A 19,699-nucleotide genomic window follows, 5' to 3' on the forward strand; every position below is an offset into this window, starting at 1 on the left:
GACTCATCCCGGCGAAGGCCGGGATCCAGAGGGCTGAACTTGCGCATGGGGTTTGCGAACCCCATAACCCCGCTCATGTCTGCCCAAGCGCCCTCCAAGCGCCTCTTCATCAAGACCTACGGCTGTCAGATGAACGTCTACGACAGCGAGCGGATGGCCGACGTGCTGTCGCCGCTGGGCTATACGATGACGGAGACGCCGCAGGGCGCGGACCTGGTTGTGCTCAACACCTGCCACATCCGCGAGAAGGCCACCGAGAAGGTCTATTCCGAGCTCGGCAAGCTGAAGGAGATGCGCGAGGAGCGCCTGGCCGAAGGCGGCGCGCGCATGACCATCGCCGTCGCCGGCTGCGTCGCCCAGGCCGAGGGCGAGGAGATCATGCGCCGCCAGCCCGCCGTGGACCTGGTGGTTGGGCCCCAGGCCTATCACCAGCTCCCGGAGCTGATCGCGCGCACCCACCGCTCCCGCGGCGAGCGGCTTTCTGCGAATTTCGAACCGCAGGACAAATTCGACGCCCTCGCGCCCGCCGGCCGCAAGGCCAATGGCGTCACCGCCTTTCTCACGATCCAGGAGGGCTGCGACAAGTTCTGCACCTTCTGCGTGGTGCCCTACACCCGCGGCCCGGAGTGGTCGCGGCCGGCGGCGGCCATCGAGGCGGAGGCGCGCAGCCTGGCCGGGCAGGGGGTGCGCGAGGTCACGCTGCTGGGCCAGAACGTCAACGCCTACGGCGACGGCGCGGGCGGGGGTCTGGGCGGGCTGGTGCGGCGGCTGGCGAAGATCCCCGGCCTCGACCGCATCCGCTACACCACCAGCCATCCGCGCGACATGGACGAGGCGCTGATCGCCGCCCATGCCGAGGTGGAGGCCCTGATGCCCTACCTGCACCTGCCGGTGCAGTCGGGGTCGGACCGGATCCTCAAGGCCATGAACCGCGGCCACACGGCGGAGCGCTACCTCGGGCTGGTGGAGCAGGTCCGCGCCGCGCGGCCGGACATCGCGCTCTCCGGCGACTTCATCGTGGGCTTCCCCGGCGAGAGCGAGGCCGATTTCGAGGCTACCCTGCAGCTGGTCCGCGAGGTGGGCTACGCCAGCGCCTTCACCTTCAAGTACTCCCGACGGCCGGGAACCCCGGCGGCCTCGCTGGACGGGCAGGTCGCGGAGGCGGAGAAGGCCGACCGGCTGGCCCGGCTCAACACCCTCCTCGACGCGCAGCAGCGGGCGTTCAACGCCGCCCAGGCCGGCCGCGTCCTGCCGGTGCTGTTCGAGCGTCCCGGCCGCAACCCCGGCGACCTGATCGGCCGCAGCCCCTACCTGCAGTCCGTGCACATCCGGGCGCCGGAGGGGCTGATCGGCCGGATCGCCCCGGTGCGCATCGTCGCCGCCGCCAAGATGAGCCTGGCGGGCGAGCTCGCCCTGGAGTCCGCTTGAGCCGCCCGGCCGAGTTCCTGCCGCTGTCCGACGCCGCCGTCCGCGCGGTGGCCGGGACCAACAGCCGGCACGCCGCCCTGATCGAGGACGCCTTCGGGGTGCTGATGGAAACCCCCGGCGGCGGGGTGTCGCTGGACGGCGACGCCCGCGCGCGCGCCGCCGCCAAGCGCGCCGTCCAGGCCATCGCCGCCCGGGCCGACGAGGGGCTGGAGATCGGCGAGGCCGACGTCCGGGTCGCCATCGGCCAGGCCCGCTCCGGCCAGCCGGGGGAGGGCGGGGCGCGCTCGGGCGGCCTGCCGGTGGGCCGCCGCGGCCAGGTGGCCCCCAAGACGCCGGGCCAGGCGCGCTACCTCGCGGCGCTGGGCGACTGCGAGCTGACGTTCGGCCTGGGTCCCGCGGGCACCGGCAAGACCTTCCTGGCCGTGGCGCACGGGGCCGGCATGCTGCTGCGTGGCGACGTGGAGCGGCTGGTGGTCTGCCGCCCGGCCGTGGAGGCGGGGGAGCGGCTGGGCTTCCTGCCCGGCGACCTGTCGGAGAAGGTCGACCCCTACATGGCGCCGATCTGGGAGGCGCTGAACGACATCCTGGGGGCCGACCAGCTACGCCGCCGCCGCGAGAAGGGCGAGATCGAGGTGGTGCCGCTGGCCTTCATGCGCGGCCGCACCCTGAGCCACGCCTTCATCATCGTCGACGAGGCGCAGAACGCCTCGCGCCTGCAGATGAAGATGGTGCTGACCCGCCTGGGCGAGGGCGCGCGGATGGCGGTGACCGGCGACCCCAGCCAGATCGACCTGCTCAACGCCGCCGACTCCGGCCTGGCCCACGCCGTGCGGCTGCTGGAAGGGGTGAAGGGGGTGGCCGTGGCGCGGTTCACCGCCGAGGACGTGGTCCGCCATCCCCTGGTGGAGCGGATCGTCCGCGCCTACGAAGCCGAGGCCGAGGCGGCGCCGAAGGGTCGCCGGGCGTGATCGACGTCGAGGTCGCCGATCCGGCGTGGACTGCGGCGCTGCCGGACGCCGAGATCCTGGCCAGGGCCGCCGCCGCCGCGGCGCTCGACGAGTTCTTCGGCTTCGACGAGGACCCGGGGGTCGCCGTCCTGCTGGCCGACGACGCCGCCCTGGCCGAGCTCAACGGCCGGTTCCGCGGCAAGCCGCAGCCCACCAACGTCCTGTCCTTTCCGGCGGCGCCGAATCCGGAGGACCACCTCGGCGACGTCGCCCTGGCCTGCGGCGTCTGCACGCGGGAAGCCCGCGAACAGGGCAAGCCGCTCGCCGCCCACCTGCAGCATCTTGTGGCGCATGGCGTGCTGCATCTTCTAGGATACGATCACATGGACGATGCAGAGGCCGAACGGATGGAAGGCCTCGAGCGCGTCATCCTGGCCGGGCTGGGGGTGGCCGATCCCTACGCGGCCGAACAGGGCGATCATGGCTGACCCGGACGACCCGAGCTCTCGCGAGGCCCCCAAGGGCAGGGGGCCGTTCGCGTTCTTCCGCCGGCTGCTGACGCAGGGCCGGGAGGCCGGCCTGCCGCCGGTGGAGGCGGTGGGCCCGGCGGGCGACCTGGTGGAGCAGGCGCGCGCCTTCCAGGACCTGACGGTGGACGACGTGATGAAGCCGCGGGCCGACATCCTGGCCATCGAGGCCTCCTGCCCGTTCGAGGACGTGGTCCGCCGCTTCGCCGACGCCGAGCATTCGCGCATGCCGGTCTACCGCGAGACCCTCGATGCGCCGGTGGGCGTGGTGCACATGAAGGACATCTTCAAGCTGTTGGCCGCGGTCCCGTCCAAGCGGCCGAAGCCGACGGACCCGGTGCTGCAGCGCCGGCGCACCCTGGTGCGCGCGCCGCTCTACGTGCCGGCCTCCATGCAGGCCGCCGAGCTGCTGGCGCTGATGCGCAGCCGGCACGTCCACATGGCCCTGGTGATCGACGAGTTCGGCGGCACCGACGGCCTGGTGACCCTGGAGGACCTGCTCGAGCGGCTGGTGGGCGAGATCGCCGACGAGCACGACGACGACGAGGCGCCGCCCATCGCCGAGGACGACGGCGGCTGGGTGGTGGACGGCCGGCTGCTGCTGCAGGAGCTGGAGACCGCCATGGGCGGCGAGGACCTGGCGCCGCCGGACCTCGACGAGGAGATCGACACCGTGGCCGGCCTGGTCACCGCGCTGGCCGGGCGCGTGCCGCGGCCGCGCGAGCGGATCCCGCATCCCGGCGGCTTCGAGTTCGAAGTGCTGGCCGCCGACCCGCGACGCATCAAGCGGCTGCGCGTGCACCGGGCCCGGCCGGCCGAAGCCCCCACCGCGGCGTGAGCGGGCGCAGGTGACGCGGCCTGCGCCGCGCTGGGCGCCCCGGCTCGCGGCCGTGCTCGCGGGCCTGGCGGCCGCGGCGGCCCATCCGCCGTTCGGGCTGCTGCCCGGCCTGCTGGCCTACGGGCTGATGATGCGTCTGGCCGACGGGGCCCGGCCGGAGCGGCCCCTGCGCTCCGCCTTCCTGCGGGGCTGGCTCGTGGGGGTCGGCTACTTCGGGCTCAGCATCTGGTGGGTGGTGGAGCCCTTCCAGGTGGAGCCCGACCTGGCCTGGATGGCGCCCTTCGCCCTGGTGATGATGGCGGGCGGCCTGGCGCTGTTCTGGGGCCTGGGCTTCCTCGTCTACCGGGCGGGCGGGCCGCGGGGCTTCGGCCGGGCGCTGGTGTTCGCAGGCGCGCTGTCCGCCGTCGAATGGCTGCGCGGCCATGTGCTGGGCGGCTTTCCCTGGGACCTGCCGGGGGAGAGCTGGCGGGCGGGCTCGGCGCCCTCGCAGGCCGCCGCCGTGGTCGGGGCCTACGGCCTAACCTGGATCACCGTCGCCCTGGGCGCCCTGCCGGCGCTCGCCTTCGACAAGGCGGCCAGCCCCCTGCGCCGCGGCCTGGCCCTCGCAGCGGCGGTCCTGGGCGTGGGCCTGCTCTACGCGGGCGGCGCGGCGCGGCTGGCCCTGGCACGGCCGCTCGCCGAGCCGCCGGTGCAGATCCGCGTCGTGCAGGCGAACATCGACCAGAAGGAAAAGTGGCGCTCCGAAAACCTCGGCCTGGTCTTCGACGCCTACGCCAGGCTCACCGTCGCGCCGGCCAGCACGCCGCCGCGGGTGGTGATCTGGCCGGAGGGCGCCCTGCCGGCGGTGATCGACGACCTGCTGGCGCCCGGATCGCCCTATGTCGGCCGGCTGCAGGCGGCGCTGGCGCCCGGCCAGACGCTGCTGATGGGCGCCAACCGCGCCGGCCGCGGGCGTGGCGGCAAGGTCGAATACTTCAACAGCCTGATCGCCCTGCGGCGGGAAGACGCTGGCCTCAGCGTCACCGGGATCTACGACAAGCGCCAGCTGGTGCCGTTCGGCGAGTTCATGCCGCTGGGCGACCTGGCCTCGAAGATCGGCCTGCGCAGCCTCGTCCACATGCCCGAGGACTTCACCGCCGGACCCGAGCCGCGCCCCATCACGCCCGCCGGCCTGCCGCCGGTGCAGCCGCTGATCTGCTACGAGGCGCTGTTCCCCCACGTCACCTCCGGCGCGGCGGCCCGCGCCGGCTTCCGGCCCGCCTGGATCGTCAACGTCTCCAACGACGCCTGGTTCGGCGTGACCAGCGGGCCGTGGCAGCACCTCAACATGGCCAGTTACCGCGCCATCGAGGAAGGTCTGCCGGTCGTGCGGGCGACCCCGACTGGCGTATCGGCGGTCATCGACGCCTTCGGCCGTTCGGCCTCGATAATGCGGCTGGAAATGGGCAAGACGGGCCAGATCGACGCGCGTCTCCCGCCTCGGTTGCAAGCTACACTCTACAGTCGGTTCGCTGAAACGTTCTTCTTCGTCATGTTGCTGGTTTCCGCCCTTATCCTGGGCGCTATTCGGATCGCCGCGCGCCGATGACCGTCGCCGGCGTCCCAGATCCCACGGACTCGCAAGGTTCGTCTAAGGAGGTCCATGACCAAGACCAAGGAACTCGAACTCGACCGCACGCCCAATCCGGTCGATCGCCACGTGGGCCTGCGTATCCGGCTCCGGCGCAAGGAACTCGGGGTCAGCCAGGAGCGGCTGGCGGACTCCATCGGCCTGACCTTCCAGCAGGTGCAGAAATACGAGCGCGCGGCCAACCGGGTCAGCGCCTCGAAGCTGTGGGAGATGGCGCGCGTCCTGAAGACGTCGATCTCCTATTTCTACGAAGGCCTGGGCGACCCGTCCGTCGCCGAGCCGCCCGAGGCGGCCGGCGACCGGCGGTCGGTGCATGATTTCCTGCTGACGCCCGAGGGCATGGAGCTGGCCGCCGCCTTCCCGAAGATCACCCGGGCGCGTGTCCGCCGCCGGATCCTGGACCTGGCCCGGGCGCTCGCAGAAGAGGCGGTGGAGGTTGAGGAGGGCTGATTCCGCGCGGCTTCGCTTGCGGGACATAAGGATTTCCTTATAGGTTCCTGCGTCCCTAGCAGAGGCCGCCGTCAGGGCGGCCTCGGTCTTGACCGGAGCCCCCGCCCTTGAGCCGTTCCAGCTACATCTTCACCAGCGAAAGCGTGTCCGAGGGGCACCCCGACAAGGTCGCCGACCGCATCTCCGACACCGTGGTCGACGCCTTCCTTTCGGCCGAGCCTCAGGCCCGCGTGGCGTGCGAGACCCTGGTGACCACCAACCGCATCGTGCTGGCGGGCGAGGTGCGGGCCGGCAAGCCCGGACTGTCGCCGGCCCAGAGCAAGGCGATGACCAAGGAGATCATCGCCACCCTGGAGCCCAAGGTGCGCCAGGCGGTGAAGGACATCGGCTACGAGCAGAAGGGCTTCCACTGGGCCAAGGCCAAGTACGCCTGCCACCTGCACGCCCAGTCGGCCGACATCGCCCAGGGCGTCGATTCCAGCGAGAAGAAGGACGAGGGGGCCGGCGACCAGGGCATCATGTTCGGCTACGCCTGCGACGAGACGCCGGAGATGATGCCGGCCACCCTGCAGTACTCGCACAACATCCTGCGCCGGCTGGCGGAGGTCCGCCACTCGGGCGAGTGCTCGGTGCTCGAGCCCGACGCCAAGAGCCAGGTGACCTTGCGCTATGAGGACGGCCGCCCGGTCGAGGTGCTGCAGATCGTCGTCTCGACCCAGCACAAGAAGCGGATCGGCCTGCACAGCGTCAATTCCAAGCGCCTGGCCGCGGAGATCCGGCCCTATATCGAGCCGCTGTTCCCCGCGGGCCTGATCACCCGCAAGACCAAGTGGCACATCAACCCCACCGGCCGCTTCCTGATCGGCGGGCCGGACGGGGACGCCGGCCTCACCGGCCGCAAGATCATCGTCGACACCTACGGCGGGGCCGCCCCGCACGGCGGCGGCGCCTTCTCGGGCAAGGACCCCACCAAGGTGGACCGCTCGGCGGCCTACGCCTGCCGCTACCTGGCCAAGAACGTCGTGGCCTCGGGCCTGGCGCGCAAGTGCACCATCCAGATCAGCTACGCCATCGGCGTGGCCCAGCCCCTGAGCTTCTACGTGGACCTGCACGGGTCCGGCGAGGTCGATCCCGCCAAGCTGGAGGCCGCGCTGCCGGAGATGATCGGCGGGGCGACCCCGCGGTCGATCCGCGAGCACCTGGGCCTGAACCGGCCGATCTACGAGCGCACGGCCGCCTACGGCCACTTCGGCCGCCAGCCGGACAACGAGGGCGGCTTCTCCTGGGAGCGCACCGACTTGGCGGCCGACCTGAAGGGACTGGGGTAGATTATTCCTTCCCTGCCCTTCATGGGGAGGGAATGAACGAGACCGCCCCGCCCGACCATCGCCTGCTGCGCTCCTACGGGCGGCTGAAGTCGCGGCCGATCAAGCCGCGGCAGGCGGCGCTGGTGGAGACCCTGCTGCCGCGCATCCGCTGCCCGCAGGCGCCGTTCGATCCCGCCGGCCTCCTGCCCGGCGCGGCGGAGACCTGGCTGGAGGTGGGCTTCGGCGGTGGCGAGCACATGGCGGCCCAGGCGGCCAGGCGCCCCGAGGTGCTGATCCTGGGCGCCGAGCCGTTCCAGAACGGGGTGGCCAGCGCCCTGCGCCACGTGGAGGAGCAGGCGCTGGCCAACGTCCGCATCGAGGACGGGGACGTCCGGACGCTGACAGCCCGCCTGCCCGACGCCTCGCTGGCGCGGATCTTCGTCCTGTTCCCCGACCCCTGGCCCAAGGCGCGCCACCACAAGCGCCGGCTGATCCAGCCGGAGACGGTGGCGGAGTTCGCCCGCCTGCTGCGGCCCGGCGGCGCTTTCCGCTTCGCCAGCGACTGGGCCGACTACGTGGACTGGACGCTGGCGCGCATGGGCGCGCACCCCGCCTTCCGCTGGACGGCGGAACGCGCCGACGACTGGCGCAGGCCGCCCGCCGACCACGTCGCCACCCGCTACGAGGAAAAGCGCCTGGGCGACTGCGCCCCGGTGTTCCTGGACTATCTGCGCGTCTAGAGGTGCTTGGCGCGCTCGATGGAGGCGCGGATCAGCTGGGCGGTTTCCTCGGGATCGGCCCAGCCGCCCATCTCGACGGACTTTCCCTTCTCGAGATCCTTATAGTGCTGGAAGAAGTGGGCGATCTGCTCCGTCAGGATGGCGGGCAGGCCGCGCCAGGACTCGACGCCAAGATAGAAGGGGTGCAGCGCGTCCACGGGCACCGCCAGCACCTTTTCGTCGCCGCCCGCCTCGTCGCGCATCTTCAGCGCCCCGATCGGCCGGCAGCGGATCACCGCGCCCGGCACCACCGGCGTCGGGCCCACCACCAGGATGTCCATCGGATCGCCGTCGTCGGCCATGGTGTGAGGAATGAAGCCGTAGTTGCCGGGATAGAACATGGCGGTGTGCAGGAAGCGGTCGACGAAGATCGCCCCGCTCTCCTTGTCCATCTCGTATTTCACCGGCTCGCCGCCTTGCGGGATCTCGATGACGGCGTTGACGTCGTACGGTGGATTGACGCCGATGGGGATCTTGGAGAGGTCCATGGGGAGGGGCCCTTTGCACACACAGGAGTAGACGGCGCGTCATAGGGCGAAAGCGGTGCGGGACCAAGCGCCACGGACGAGGGCGGCGTCACCGCGCCGAACGGGACCGGAAATGACGCACCGCCCGTCGAAAGGGCTGACAAACGCCTCAGCCGCGCCTATAATCTCCACAACATCGTCCGTTAGCGCTGTATGGTGCCTACGAGCGGCGGGCTCCGGCCCGGCCGCTTTTTTCTTTGCCGGAGAACGGCCAAGCCGTGCGTGGGAAGACCGCCGAAGACCTGAAGCTGCTGGAACTGCTCGATCCCGTCGCGCAAGCCGCGGGCTACGAGATCGTGCGCCTGCGGCTGATGGCGGGCGCGGCCCAGCGCCGGCTGCAGATCATGGCCGAGACGCCGGCCGGCGAGATGGTGGTCGAGGACTGCGCGCGGCTGTCGCGGGCGATCTCGGCGGTGCTCGACGCCGCCGACCCGATCTCCGGGGAATACCTGCTGGAGGTCTCCTCCCCCGGCGTCGACCGGCCGCTGACCCGGCTGAAGGACTTCGAGGCCTACCAGGGCTGCGAGGCCAAGCTGGAGCTCGACCGCCTGGCCGAGGGCCGCAAGCGCTTCAAGGGCGTGCTGACCGGCGTCGAAGGCGACAGCGTCGCCATCGACCTGGAGGGCGAGGAGCACACCGCCCTCGTCCCCTTCGCCTGGATCGTCGAGGCCAAGCTGGTGCTGACGGACGAACTGATGAAACGCGGCGCGCAGGCCAGGAGCCAGCGCCTGCAAGTCGACCCGACCCGAACCAACGAGATTTCCGAGTAGGAAGGACCACCCCATGAGCCTGACCGGCATTTCCGCCAACCGGCTTGAACTCCTGCAGATCGCCGAGGCGGTCGCCCGCGAGAAGTCGATCGACAAGGAGATCGTCATCGAGGCGATCGAGGAGGCGATCCAGAAGGGCGCCCGCTCGCGCTACGGCGCCGAGCACGACATCCGGGTGAAGATCGACCCGAAGACCGGCGAGACCCTGGTCAAGCGCTACGTCACCGTGGTCGACGACGACGTGGTGTACGAAGCCGGCGAGGGGAGCGAGGAGGGCGCCGTCGCGGAGGAGCCGGTCGGCATCCTGCGGCTCTCCGACGCCAAGCGCACCGACAAGGACGCCTTCGTGGGCAAGGTCTACGAGGAGGTGCTGCCGCCCTTCGAGTTCGGCCGGGTGCAGACCCAGATGGCCCGGCAGGTGGTGACCGGCAAGGTCCGCGAGGCCGAGCGCGAGCGCCAGTACGAGGAGTTCAAGGACCGGGTCGGCGAGATCGTCAACGGCGTGGTCAAGCGAGTGGAGTACGGCAACGTCGTGGTCGACCTGGGCCGCGGCGAAGGCATCATGCGCCGCGACCAGTCGATCCCGCGCGAGAACTTCAACATCGGCGACCGCATCCGCTGCTACATCTACGACGTCCGCCGCGAGACCAAGGGCCCGCAGATCCTGCTCTCCCGCGCCCACGGCGGCTTCATGGCCAAGCTGTTCGCCCAGGAAGTGCCGGAGGTCTACGACGGGGTGATCGAGATCCGCGCCGTCGCCCGCGACCCGGGCAGCCGCGCCAAGATGGCGGTGATCTCCAACGACTCGTCCATCGACCCGGTCGGCGCCTGCGTCGGCATGCGCGGCTCGCGCGTGCAGGCGGTGGTGGCCGAGCTGCAGGGCGAGAAGATCGACATCATCCAGTGGAGCCAGGACGAGGCCACCTTCATCGTCAACGGCCTGGCCCCCGCCGAAGTCTCCAAGGTGGTGATGGACGAGGAGGACGAGCGCGTCGAGGTGGTGGTGCCCGACGAGCAGCTGTCGCTGGCCATCGGCCGGCGCGGCCAGAACGTGCGTCTCGCCAGCCAGCTGACCGGCTGGCAGATCGACATCATGACCGAGAGCCAGGAGAGCGAGCGCCGCCAGCGCGAGTTCGCCGAGCGCACCGCCCTGTTCCAGGAAGCCCTGGACGTGGACGAGGTCATCGCCCAGCTGCTGGTCACCGAAGGCTTCGCCACCGTCGAGGACGTGGCCTACGTCGACTCCTCCGAGATCGCCGCCATCGAGGGCTTCGACGAGGACACCGGCGAGGAGATCCAGGCCCGCGCCCGCGACTACCTGGACCGCGAGGCGGCGGAATACGACGCCAAGCGCCGCGAGCTGGGCGTCGAGGACGGCCTGCTGGAGATCGAGGGCGTCACCCTGCCCATGGCGGTGGCGCTGGGCGCCGGCGAGGTGAAGACGGTGGAGGATCTGGCGGGCCTGGTGCCCGACGACCTGCGCGGCTGGTTCGAGGCCAAGGGCGGCGAGCGGGTGCGCGAGCCGGGGGTCCTGGAGGCCTTCGCCCTCGACGCCGCCGACGCCGAGCTCTTGATCATGCGCGCCCGGGTGGCCATGGGCTGGATCGAGCCGGAACCGGAGCCGGAGCCCGAGCCCGAGGTGGTCGCGGAGCGCGGCGAGTTCGACGACGTCTTCGCCAAGGCCGAGATGGAGGGTCAGGCGCGCGACGCCTGACCGGCCCGGCATGCGGACGGACGCCCAGGCCGAAGCCAAGCGCGAGAAACGCGACATCGTCTCCGGCGAGGTGATGGACGAGGCGCGCCTGATCCGCTTCGTGCCGGGCCCCGACGGGACGGTGACCCCGGACCTGGCGCGCAAGCTGCCGGGGCGCGGGCTGTGGGTCGCCGCCGAGCGGGCGGCGGTGGAGGCGGCGGGAAAGAAGAACCTGTTCGCCCGGGCGGCCAAGGCCAGACTCTCCGCCCCGGCCGACCTCGCCGACCAGGTGGAGCGGCTGCTGCGGGCGCGCCTTTTGGCCGCGCTGGGCCTTGCGCGCCGCGCCGGAGAGCTTACCTCGGGGTTCGAAAAGGTGTCCCAGGCCGTCACCGCCGGCCGCGCGGCCTGGCTGGTCGAAGCGGCCGACGGCGCGCAGGACGGGCGCCGCAAGCTTCTGGCCGTTTGCAGACGTCAGCCTTGCCCCCCGCGCCTGATCGGCGTGTTCACGGGCGAGGAATTGAGTTTGGCCTTGGGGCTGGAGAATGTGATACACACCGCCTTCCTTGCGGGGCGGGCCTCCGACCGTTGGACCATGGATGTCCTGCGATTCGCCGGCTTCCGCCCGCTCCTTCCTGAGAGTTGGCGTGAGGAACACCCGGTGACGAACGGAGCGGACGCCGCTCCGGGCGTCGATAGCATTTGAAGACGATTGGGCTGGAATTCGTCCGGCCGGTACGTAAAGCGAGCGCATGAGCGACGACAACAACAACGGCCGACCTTCCGTCCCCGGCGGGCGCACGCCCCTGACCCTGAAGCCGCGCGGCGCAGTTTCGGTCAGCGCGGGCACGGTGAAGCAGAGCTTCAGCCACGGGCGTTCCAAGACCGTGGTCGTGGAGACCAAGCGCGCCCGCACGCATGCGGCGCCGTCCGGCAACCTCGCCGCGCCTTCGTCGGCCGAGAAGCGCGTCTTCGATCCCCGCCCGCAGGGCCAATCCCCGCGTCCGTCGCGCGGGGCGGACGCGTCGGGCCTCTCCAGCGAGGAGTTGCAGGCCCGCCAGCGCGCCATCGAGCTCGCCCGCGAACGCCAGGACGCCGAACGCGCCGCCGCCGAGGGGCGCGCCCACCGCGAGGCGGAGGCCGCCGTCCAGGCCGAGCGCGCCGCCGCCCCGGTCGCCGAAGCGCCCGCGGAAGCGCCCGCCGAACCGCCCCCGCCCGAAGCCGCCGCCGCGCCCGTCGTGCAGCCGGTCGCCGAAGCGCCGGCGGCCCCCGCGCCGCGGCCCCCGTCCGAGACGCCGCGCCCGCCCGAGGCGCCGCGCATGGTCGAGACGCCGCGCACCGCCGCCGCGCCCACCGGCAGCCAGACCCGCACCTACCAGCCGTCCGCGGACCGCCGCGACGACCGGCCGACCACCACCACCTATCGTCCCGACCGGGAGCGGCCCGCCCCGCGCTTCGACACTTCCGCCTTCGGCCAGCGCGCGCCCCGCGCCGACGGCCCGCGTCCGCCGCGCGACGACCGCGCCCCGCCGCGCAGCGACCGGCCCCAGGGTGATCGACCCCAGGGCGACCGGCCTCAAGGCGACCGGCCGCGTCCCGGCGGCGACACCGTGCGCTTCTCGGCGCTTGCGCCCCGTCCGGCGCCGCGGGACAGCGCCCGTCCCGGCGGTCCGCGTCCGCCGCGGCCCGGCGCCGGCGCGGCCCCGCCCGCCACGCCGGAAGTCCAGCGCGCCACCCGCCAGGCGCCGCGCCCCGGCGCCGCCAACCTCGACCGCCGTCCGGACGAGGATGACGACGGCGCCCGCCGCGGCAAGACGCCGACGGCGCCCAACAAGGCGATCTCGCGGGCCAAGAACGCTCCGCAGCGGCGCGAGGGCCGCCTGACCATCCAGGCCGTGGCCGGCGACGACGAGGACGCCGTCGAACGGATGCGCAGCCTGGCCTCGGTGCGCCGGGCCCGCGAGCGCGAGCGTGAGAAGCGCAAGGGCGGCGGCCAGGAAGCGGCCCGCACGGCCCGCGAAGTCATCATCCCCGACGTGATCACGGTGGGCGAGCTGGGCAACCGGATGGCCACCCGCGGCGTCGACATCATCAAGTTCCTGATGCGCCAGGGCGTGATGCTGAAGATCAACGACGTGATCGACAACGACACCGCCGAACTGGTGGCCACCGAGTTCGGCCACACCGTGCGCCGGGTGTCGGAAGCCGACGTGGAAGAAGGCTTCATCGGCGCGGAGGACGTGGACGACCACCTGGAGCCGCGGCCCCCGGTGGTCACGGTCATGGGCCACGTCGACCACGGCAAGACGTCCCTGCTCGACGCCCTGCGCGCCACCGACGTGGCGGCCGGCGAGCACGGCGGCATCACCCAGCACATCGGCGCCTACCAGGTGCGCCTGCCCGACGGCCAGCGCGTGACCTTCCTGGACACCCCCGGCCACGCCGCCTTCTCGGCCATGCGGGCCCGGGGCGCCGACGTCACCGACATCGTGGTGCTGGTGGTGGCCGCCGACGACGGCGTGATGCCCCAGACCATCGAGGCGATCCACCACGCCAAGGCCTCCGGCGCGCCGATCATCGTGGCGATCAACAAGATCGACAAGCCGGACGCCGACCCGACCCGGGTGATCAACGAACTGCTGCAGCACGAGATCGTCGTGGAGAGCCTGGGCGGCGACACCCAGGCGATCCAGGTCTCGGCCACCCAGAAGATGGGACTCGAGGACCTGATCGAGGCGATCCTGCTGCAGGCCGAGGTGCTCGACCTGCGCGCCAACCCCGACCGCACCGCCGACGGCGTGGTGATCGAGGCCAAGCTCGACCGCGGGCGGGGCGCCGTCTCCACCGTGCTGGTCAAGCGCGGCACGCTGAAGCGCGGCGACATCGTGGTGGCCGGGGCCAACTTCGGCCGCGTCCGCGCCCTGTTCAACGAGCGCGACGAGCAGGTGGATTCGGCCGGCCCCTCGGAGCCGGTGGAGATCCTGGGCCTCGACGGCACGCCCGACCCGGGCGAGCCCTTCGCCGTGGTGGAGAACGAGGCCCGCGCCCGCGAGCTCACCGCCTACCGCGTGCGGGTGAAGCGCGAACGCGCCGGCTCGCCGATCGCGGCGGGCGTTTCGCTGGCCGACATGATGGCCAAGCTGCAGGACAAGCGGGTCTCCGAGCTGCCGGTGGTCATCAAGGCCGACGTGCAGGGCTCGGCGGAAGCCATCGTCGGCTCGCTGGACAAGCTGGCCACCGACGAGGTCCGCGCGCGGATCATCCTGTCGGGCGCCGGCGCCATCAGCGAAAGCGACGTGATGCTCGCCAAGGGCGCCAACTCGCCGGTCCTAGGCTTCAACGTCCGCGCCTCGAAACAGGCCCGCGAACTGGCCGACCGCGAGGGGGTGGAGATCCGCTACTACGCGGTGATCTACGACCTGATCGACGACATCAAGGGCGTGCTCTCGGGCATGCTGGCGCCGATCCAGCGCGAGACCTTCATCGGCAACGCCGAGGTGCTGCAGGTGTTCGACATCACCAAGGTGGGCAAGGTCGCCGGCTGCCGCGTCACCGAGGGCACGGTGCGCAAGGGCGCGCGCGTGCGGATCGTCCGCCAGGACGTGGTGGTGCTCGAGCTGGGCGTGCTGCAGACCCTCAAGCGCTTCAAGGACGAGGTCAACGAGGTCACCGCCGGCCAGGAATGCGGCATGGCCTTCCAGGGCTTCCAGGACATCAAGGAGGGCGACACCATCGAGTGCTTCACCCTCGAAGAGGTCAAGCGGAGCCTGTAGGGGGACGACGCCGTTTTCCTGCCGCGTCCCCTTCGGCGCGTGGGAGGAAAAGACAGGGAGGAAAAGACAGTAGGAGTTCCATGCGCCGCCTGTTCGTCATCCTCGCATCGACCCTCGTCCTCAGCTCCTGCGCCACCGTCCAGAAACTGGGAGCGGCGAACGACGTCCACGCCCTGCTGGTCTCGATCCGCGACGACGACCAGGCGGCCTTCGAGGCCCACGTCGACCGTCCCGCCCTGCGGCGCGAGATCGAGGCGCGCATGGCCAGAGAGCTGCACCGTTCCAAGGCCGACGACCGGCTGAAGCTGCTGGGCGCGCTGCTGGGCCCCGCCGTCGCCCAGGTGGCGGGCGACGCGCTGATCCAGCCCGCGACCTTCCGGCTGGTGGCCGAGTCCTACGGCTACAGGCCCTCGCAGCCCATCCCGGGCCCGCTGGCCATCGCCACCCTGCTGCGGCCGATGGACGACGGCCGCGTCTGCGCCACCAAGAAGAAGGACGGCCCCTGCCTGCTGGTCTTCACCAAGGAGGCCGACGCCTGGCGCCTCAGCGGCTTCGAGGGCGACCTCTCCATGCTCAAGAAGGCGTTCTGAGCGCCGCGCGCCGGCCACGCTGGACTTCCCCGCCCGACCTCTCTAGAAGCCGCCGCTTTCCTGCGCCGCGCGTCCGATCCGCCGGCCAGGTCCCGCGAAGGCGTCGGCCATGAAGAAACGTCCCCACGAACAGCCGTCCCGTCCCTCCGGCCCCACCCAGCGCCAGCTCCGCGCCGGAGAGCTGGTGCGCCATGCGCTGGCCGAGGTGCTGCGCGAGGCGGCGATCGCCGATCCGGTGATGGAGCGCGCCTCGGTCACCGTCACCGAGGTGCGGATGAGCCCCGACCTGCGCCACGCGGTGGCCTTCGTCGAGCCCCTGGGCGGCGAGGCGGCCGGGTCGGTGGTGGAGGCCCTCAACCGCCACGCCCGCTACCTGCGCGGCCAGCTCGGGCGCGGCATCGCCATGCGCTTCACCCCCGACCTGAAGTTCGTCCACGACGAGAGCTTCGACGAGGCCGCCCGCATCGGCCGGATGTTCGACGACCCCCGCGTGCGGCAGGACCTGGTCCCGCCCCCCGCGGACGGGGAGGACTAGGGGTTGGGCCGCCGCCGCAAGGGCGACCCGGTCTCAGGCTGGATCTGCCTCGACAAGCCGCTGGACCTGACGTCCACTCACGCGGTGAGCCGGGTGCGGCGGCTGTTCAACGCACAGAAGGCCGGCCACGCCGGCACGCTGGACCCGCTGGCCACCGGGGTGCTGCCCATCGCGCTGGGGGAGGCGACCAAGACCGTCCCCTTCCTGATGGACGCCGACAAGACCTACCGCTTCACCGTCGCCTGGGGCGTGACCACGGCAAGCTTCGACCGGGAAGGCGAGGTCACCGGCCGCTCCGACGTCCGTCCCGGCGCCCAGGCGGTGGCCGAGGCCCTGCCGGCCTTCGTGGGCCAGATCCTGCAGGTCCCGCCGGCCTTCTCGGCGATCAAGGTGAACGGCGAGCGGTCCTACGACCTGGCCCGCGCCGGCCAGGCGGTGGAGCTGGCGGCCCGGCCCGTGACCATCCACGCCGCCCGGATCGCCGACGCGCCGGACCCCGACCATGTCGAGATCGAGATCGACTGCGGCAAGGGCGTCTATGTCCGCGCCCTGGTCCGCGACCTGGCGGCGGCGCTGGGCGCCTGCGGCCACGTGAGCGCGCTGCGGCGCACCCGTGTCGGCGGCTTCACGGAGGGCCGGGCGATAGGGCTGGAATTACTGGAGGATTTGGGTCATAAGGCCCGCTTGCTGGAGGCCCTGCTTCCGGTCGAGACCGCGCTGGACGACATCCCGGCGCTGGCCGTGACCGCTGAAGACGCCTTTCGGCTCAAGCAGGGACGATCGATCGTTCTCGTTCCCCGACAGGTGGAAGCGTTGAAGGCCCGGCTCAAGCCCGGCGCCCGAACCGTTTCGGCCATGACGGGCGGGCTGGTCGTGGCGCTCTGCGAGATGCGTGCAGGCCGGCTCGAACCCGCACGGGTCTTTCATCTCGAAAAGAGCGGAGACCAACCCGATGTCGATTACGGCCGAACGCAAGGCTGAGCTGATCAAGACCCACGCGCGGGGCGAGGCCGACACCGGCAGCGCCGAAGTGCAGGTCGCCATCCTCTCGGAACGGATTTCCAACCTGACCGAGCACTTCAAGACCCACAAGAAAGACAACCATTCGCGCCGGGGGCTGCTGAAGCTCGTCTCCCAGCGCCGCTCTCTCCTCGATCACCTGAAGAGCTCCGACGCGCCGCGTTACCAGTCTCTGATCGAAACTCTGGGCCTGCGCCGCTAAGCGCAAGCCCCGCTGCGTCGTTCCCGGCCCTCTACAGGCTCGGGGTCGGGACGACGGGGGCGCCGTTTGCGGCGCCTCGATTCCGCCGAGGGTTCGATCGAAATCCTCACTCCAGAGCCTGCCGAAGGACGAGGATTTCGCGCCCGCTGAAAAGCCCCGACGACGCCCTGTCCACCCCCGCCGGGAATTCGCCCGCGGGATGAGAAAGAAACAAAATGTTCGACATCAAAAGAAAGACCATCGAGTGGGGCGGCAAGACGCTCACGCTCGAAACCGGCCGCATGGCCCGTCAAGCCGACGGTGCGGTCCTCGCCACCTATGGCGAGACCATGGTGCTGGCCACCGCGGTGTTCGCCAAGACCGCCAAGCCGGGGCAGGATTTCTTCCCCCTGACGGTGAACTACCAGGAGAAATTCTACGCCGCGGGCAAGATCCCCGGCAGCTTCCCCCGCCGCGAGGGCGCGCCCTCGCAGAAGGAAACCCTGACCTCGCGCCTGATCGACCGGCCGATCCGGCCGCTGTTCATCAAGGGCTTCAAGCATGAAGTCCAGGTGGTGTGCTCGGTGCTGGCGCACGACCTGGAGAACGATCCCGACATCGTGGCCCTGGTGGCCGCGTCGGCCGCGCTGGTGATCTCCGGCGCGCCCTTCATGGGCCCGATCGCCGGCGCCCGGGTGGGCTTCATCGACGGGGAGTACATCCTCAACCCGACGCTGGACGAAATGAAGGACAGCCGGATGGACCTGGTGGTCGCCGGCACCGAAGACGCCGTCATGATGGTGGAGTCCGAGATTCAGGAGCTGTCGGAAGACGAGGTCCTGAAGGGGGTGATGTTCGCCCACGCCGGCATGCAGCCGGTGATCAATGCGATCATCGAGCTGGCCGAGCATTCGGCCAAGGAGCCCTTCGACTTCCAGCCGGAGGACACCGACGCCCTGAAGGCCGAAGTGAAGAAGGTGATCGGAGACGACCTGCGCGCCGCCTACCGGATCACCGGCAAGTCGGAGCGCCATGCGGCCCTCTCGGCCGCCAAGGACAAGGCGGTGAAGACCTTCGCCAAGTCCGACCAGAACCCGGCCGGCCTGGACCCGCTGAAGCTGATCGGCGTGTTCAAGGAGCTGGAGGCCGACATCGTCCGCCGCGGCATCCTGGAAACCGGGATCCGCATCGACGGCCGCGCCGTCGACAAGGTGCGCCCGATCGTCTCGGAAGTGGGCGTGCTGCCCCGGGCCCACGGCTCGGCGCTGTTCACCCGCGGCGAGACCCAGGCCCTGGTGGTGGCCACCCTGGGCACCGGCGACGACGAGCAGCTGATCGACGCCCTGGAAGGCAAGTACTACGAGCGGTTCATGCTGCACTATAATTTCCCCCCCTTCTCGGTCGGGGAAACCGGCCGCATGGGCGCACCGGGCCGGCGTGAAGTCGGCCACGGCAAGCTGGCGTGGCGGGCGATCCGCCCGATGCTGCCGGACGCGGAAGAGTTCCCCTACACCATCCGCCTGGTGTCGGAGATTTTCGAGTCCAACGGCTCCTCGTCGATGGCCTCAGTGTGCGGTTCGTCCCTGGCGCTGATGGATGCGGGCGTGCCGCTGAAGAAGCCGGTCTCCGGCATCGCCATGGGCCTGATCCTGGAGAAGGACGGCTTCGCCGTGCTCTCCGACATCCTGGGCGACGAGGACCACCTGGGCGACATGGACTTCAAGGTCGCCGGCACCGCCGACGGCATCACCTCGCTGCAGATGGACATCAAGATCCCCGGCATCACCGAGGCGATCATGAAGCAGGCGCTGGCCCAGGCGAAGGGCGGCCGCGAGCACATCCTGGACGAGATGGCCAAGGCGATGGAAGCGCCGCGCGCCGAGCTCGGCGAACATGCGCCGAAGATCGAGACCATGAAGATCCCGGTCGACAAGATCCGCGAAGTGATCGGCACCGGCGGCAAGGTGATCCGCGAGATCGTCGCCGAGACCGGCGCCAAGGTCGACATCGGCGAGGACGGCACGATCAAGATCGCGGCCGCCGAGCAGTCCAAGATCGAGGCGGCCAAGGAGTGGATCAAGTCGATCACCTCGGAGGCCGAGGTCGGCAAGATCTACACCGGCAAGGTGGTGAAGGTGGTGGACTTCGGGGCCTTCGTGAACTTCTTCGGCGCCAAGGACGGCCTGGTCCACGTGAGCCAGATCGCCAACGAGCGGGTGAACAAGGTCTCCGACGTGCTGCAGGAAGGCCAGTCCGTGAAGGTCAAGCTCCTGGGCTTCGACGACCGCGGCAAGACCCGGCTCTCCATGAAGGTGGTCGACCAGGAGACCGGCGAAGACCTGTCGGCCAAGGGCGAGCCGGCGTCAGCCGACGCCTAGGGCCAACAGCCGCGCCGCCATTTCCTCCTCCGTCCCCCGCGGGGCGGGGGAGGAAAAGCCGTCCGCCGGCGCCTTCAAGGCGCCGGGAGTTCCACCCCCGGCGCTGCGACCGCCGCCTCGTCCGGCGGCCGGACGGGTGCGGGGCGGCGCCTGGGCCACAGCAGCAGCACCAGCGCTGCAAACGGCGCCACGAGCAAGACCGATCCCAACAGTTCCATGATCCCAGTCCCCGCTCGCGGATAACCCGCCGCCTGGATGGCCCGCCCCGCGTCGGCGCGAAGTTGTGCATGTGCGCCATTCTGCGCGTAACCACCAGGGAGATGTCGGCG

Annotated in this window: 18 protein-coding genes; 17 read left to right on the plus strand and 1 reads right to left on the minus strand. The window is 71.1% G+C overall.

All coding sequences use genetic code 11. The features are described from left to right. Positions 1-75 precede the first annotated feature (75 nt). From miaB to trmB, 8 genes are all read left to right on the plus strand, one after another. Positions 76-1,428: a tRNA (N6-isopentenyl adenosine(37)-C2)-methylthiotransferase MiaB gene (miaB, locus tag VGL30_RS03115; protein WP_331536670.1), complete on the plus strand. Its 1,353-nt coding sequence runs from the start codon at positions 76-78 to the stop codon at positions 1,426-1,428. Next, positions 1,425-2,396 carry a PhoH family protein gene (locus VGL30_RS03120; protein ID WP_331536672.1) on the plus strand — a complete coding sequence of 324 codons (972 nt, stop codon included), beginning with the start codon at positions 1,425-1,427 and terminating at the stop codon, positions 2,394-2,396. Before miaB ends, VGL30_RS03120 begins: the two co-directional genes overlap by 4 nt. Next, entirely contained in the window at positions 2,393-2,863 is a 471-nt protein-coding gene (ybeY, locus tag VGL30_RS03125; protein WP_331536674.1) for an rRNA maturation RNase YbeY, read from the plus strand. The genes VGL30_RS03120 and ybeY overlap by 4 nt, the downstream gene beginning before the upstream one ends. Continuing rightward, positions 2,856-3,740 (plus strand): hemolysin family protein, encoded by an 885-nt coding sequence (locus tag VGL30_RS03130; RefSeq protein ID WP_331536676.1) that lies wholly within the window; start codon positions 2,856-2,858, stop codon positions 3,738-3,740. Before ybeY ends, VGL30_RS03130 begins: the two co-directional genes overlap by 8 nt. A gap of 10 nt (positions 3,741-3,750) precedes the next feature. Then, complete coding sequence (gene lnt / locus VGL30_RS03135) at positions 3,751-5,328, plus strand: apolipoprotein N-acyltransferase (protein ID WP_331536679.1); 1,578 nt, start codon at positions 3,751-3,753, stop codon at positions 5,326-5,328. Positions 5,329-5,382: 54 nt separating this feature from the next. Continuing rightward, complete coding sequence (locus VGL30_RS03140; protein ID WP_331536681.1) at positions 5,383-5,820, plus strand: helix-turn-helix transcriptional regulator; 438 nt, start codon at positions 5,383-5,385, stop codon at positions 5,818-5,820. 107 nt (positions 5,821-5,927) lie between these two features. Next, entirely contained in the window at positions 5,928-7,148 is a 1,221-nt protein-coding gene (gene metK / locus VGL30_RS03145; protein ID WP_331536683.1) for a methionine adenosyltransferase, read from the plus strand. A gap of 32 nt (positions 7,149-7,180) precedes the next feature. Beyond that, positions 7,181-7,867, plus strand: coding sequence for a tRNA (guanosine(46)-N7)-methyltransferase TrmB (gene trmB, locus VGL30_RS03150; protein ID WP_331536685.1), 687 nt, complete (start codon positions 7,181-7,183; stop codon positions 7,865-7,867). Here the strand turns inward: trmB and ppa are convergent. Beyond that, positions 7,864-8,394 carry an inorganic diphosphatase gene (ppa, locus tag VGL30_RS03155; protein WP_331536687.1) on the minus strand — a complete coding sequence of 177 codons (531 nt, stop codon included), beginning with the start codon at positions 8,392-8,394 and terminating at the stop codon, positions 7,864-7,866. The genes trmB and ppa overlap by 4 nt on opposite strands. Positions 8,395-8,651: 257 nt before the next feature. Here ppa and rimP point away from each other — a divergent pair, with 257 nt between their 5' ends. From rimP to pnp, 9 genes are all read left to right on the plus strand, one after another. Continuing rightward, positions 8,652-9,203, plus strand: a complete 552-nt coding sequence (gene rimP, locus VGL30_RS03160) for a ribosome maturation factor RimP (RefSeq protein WP_331536689.1) — start codon at positions 8,652-8,654, stop codon at positions 9,201-9,203. A gap of 13 nt (positions 9,204-9,216) precedes the next feature. Continuing rightward, complete coding sequence (nusA, locus tag VGL30_RS03165) at positions 9,217-10,917, plus strand: transcription termination factor NusA (protein ID WP_331536691.1); 1,701 nt, start codon at positions 9,217-9,219, stop codon at positions 10,915-10,917. Between the two features lie 10 nt (positions 10,918-10,927). After that, entirely contained in the window at positions 10,928-11,599 is a 672-nt protein-coding gene (locus VGL30_RS03170) for an RNA-binding protein (protein ID WP_331536693.1), read from the plus strand. A 46-nt stretch (positions 11,600-11,645) separates the two neighbouring features. After that, positions 11,646-14,666 carry a translation initiation factor IF-2 gene (gene infB, locus VGL30_RS03175; protein ID WP_331536695.1) on the plus strand — a complete coding sequence of 1,007 codons (3,021 nt, stop codon included), beginning with the start codon at positions 11,646-11,648 and terminating at the stop codon, positions 14,664-14,666. Between the two features lie 80 nt (positions 14,667-14,746). Beyond that, positions 14,747-15,256, plus strand: a complete 510-nt coding sequence (locus VGL30_RS03180) for a DUF2939 domain-containing protein (RefSeq protein WP_331536697.1) — start codon at positions 14,747-14,749, stop codon at positions 15,254-15,256. Between the two features lie 109 nt (positions 15,257-15,365). Next, the gene (rbfA, locus tag VGL30_RS03185) at positions 15,366-15,791 is read left to right on the plus strand and encodes a 30S ribosome-binding factor RbfA (RefSeq protein ID WP_331536699.1); all 426 of its coding nucleotides are present in this window, start codon (positions 15,366-15,368) and stop codon (positions 15,789-15,791) included. A gap of 3 nt (positions 15,792-15,794) precedes the next feature. Beyond that, positions 15,795-16,772 carry a tRNA pseudouridine(55) synthase TruB gene (truB, locus tag VGL30_RS03190; RefSeq protein ID WP_331536702.1) on the plus strand — a complete coding sequence of 326 codons (978 nt, stop codon included), beginning with the start codon at positions 15,795-15,797 and terminating at the stop codon, positions 16,770-16,772. After that, positions 16,744-17,013 (plus strand): 30S ribosomal protein S15, encoded by a 270-nt coding sequence (gene rpsO, locus VGL30_RS03195; protein WP_331536704.1) that lies wholly within the window; start codon positions 16,744-16,746, stop codon positions 17,011-17,013. The genes truB and rpsO overlap by 29 nt, the downstream gene beginning before the upstream one ends. Before the next feature lie 215 nt (positions 17,014-17,228). After that, a complete protein-coding gene (gene pnp, locus VGL30_RS03200; protein ID WP_331536706.1) occupies positions 17,229-19,370 on the plus strand; it encodes a polyribonucleotide nucleotidyltransferase in 2,142 nt (713 codons plus the stop codon). Positions 19,371-19,699 lie beyond the last annotated feature (329 nt).

Origin of the sequence: Phenylobacterium sp. (assembly GCF_036502675.1) — a bacterium.
Lineage (GTDB): Bacteria > Pseudomonadota > Alphaproteobacteria > Caulobacterales > Caulobacteraceae > Phenylobacterium.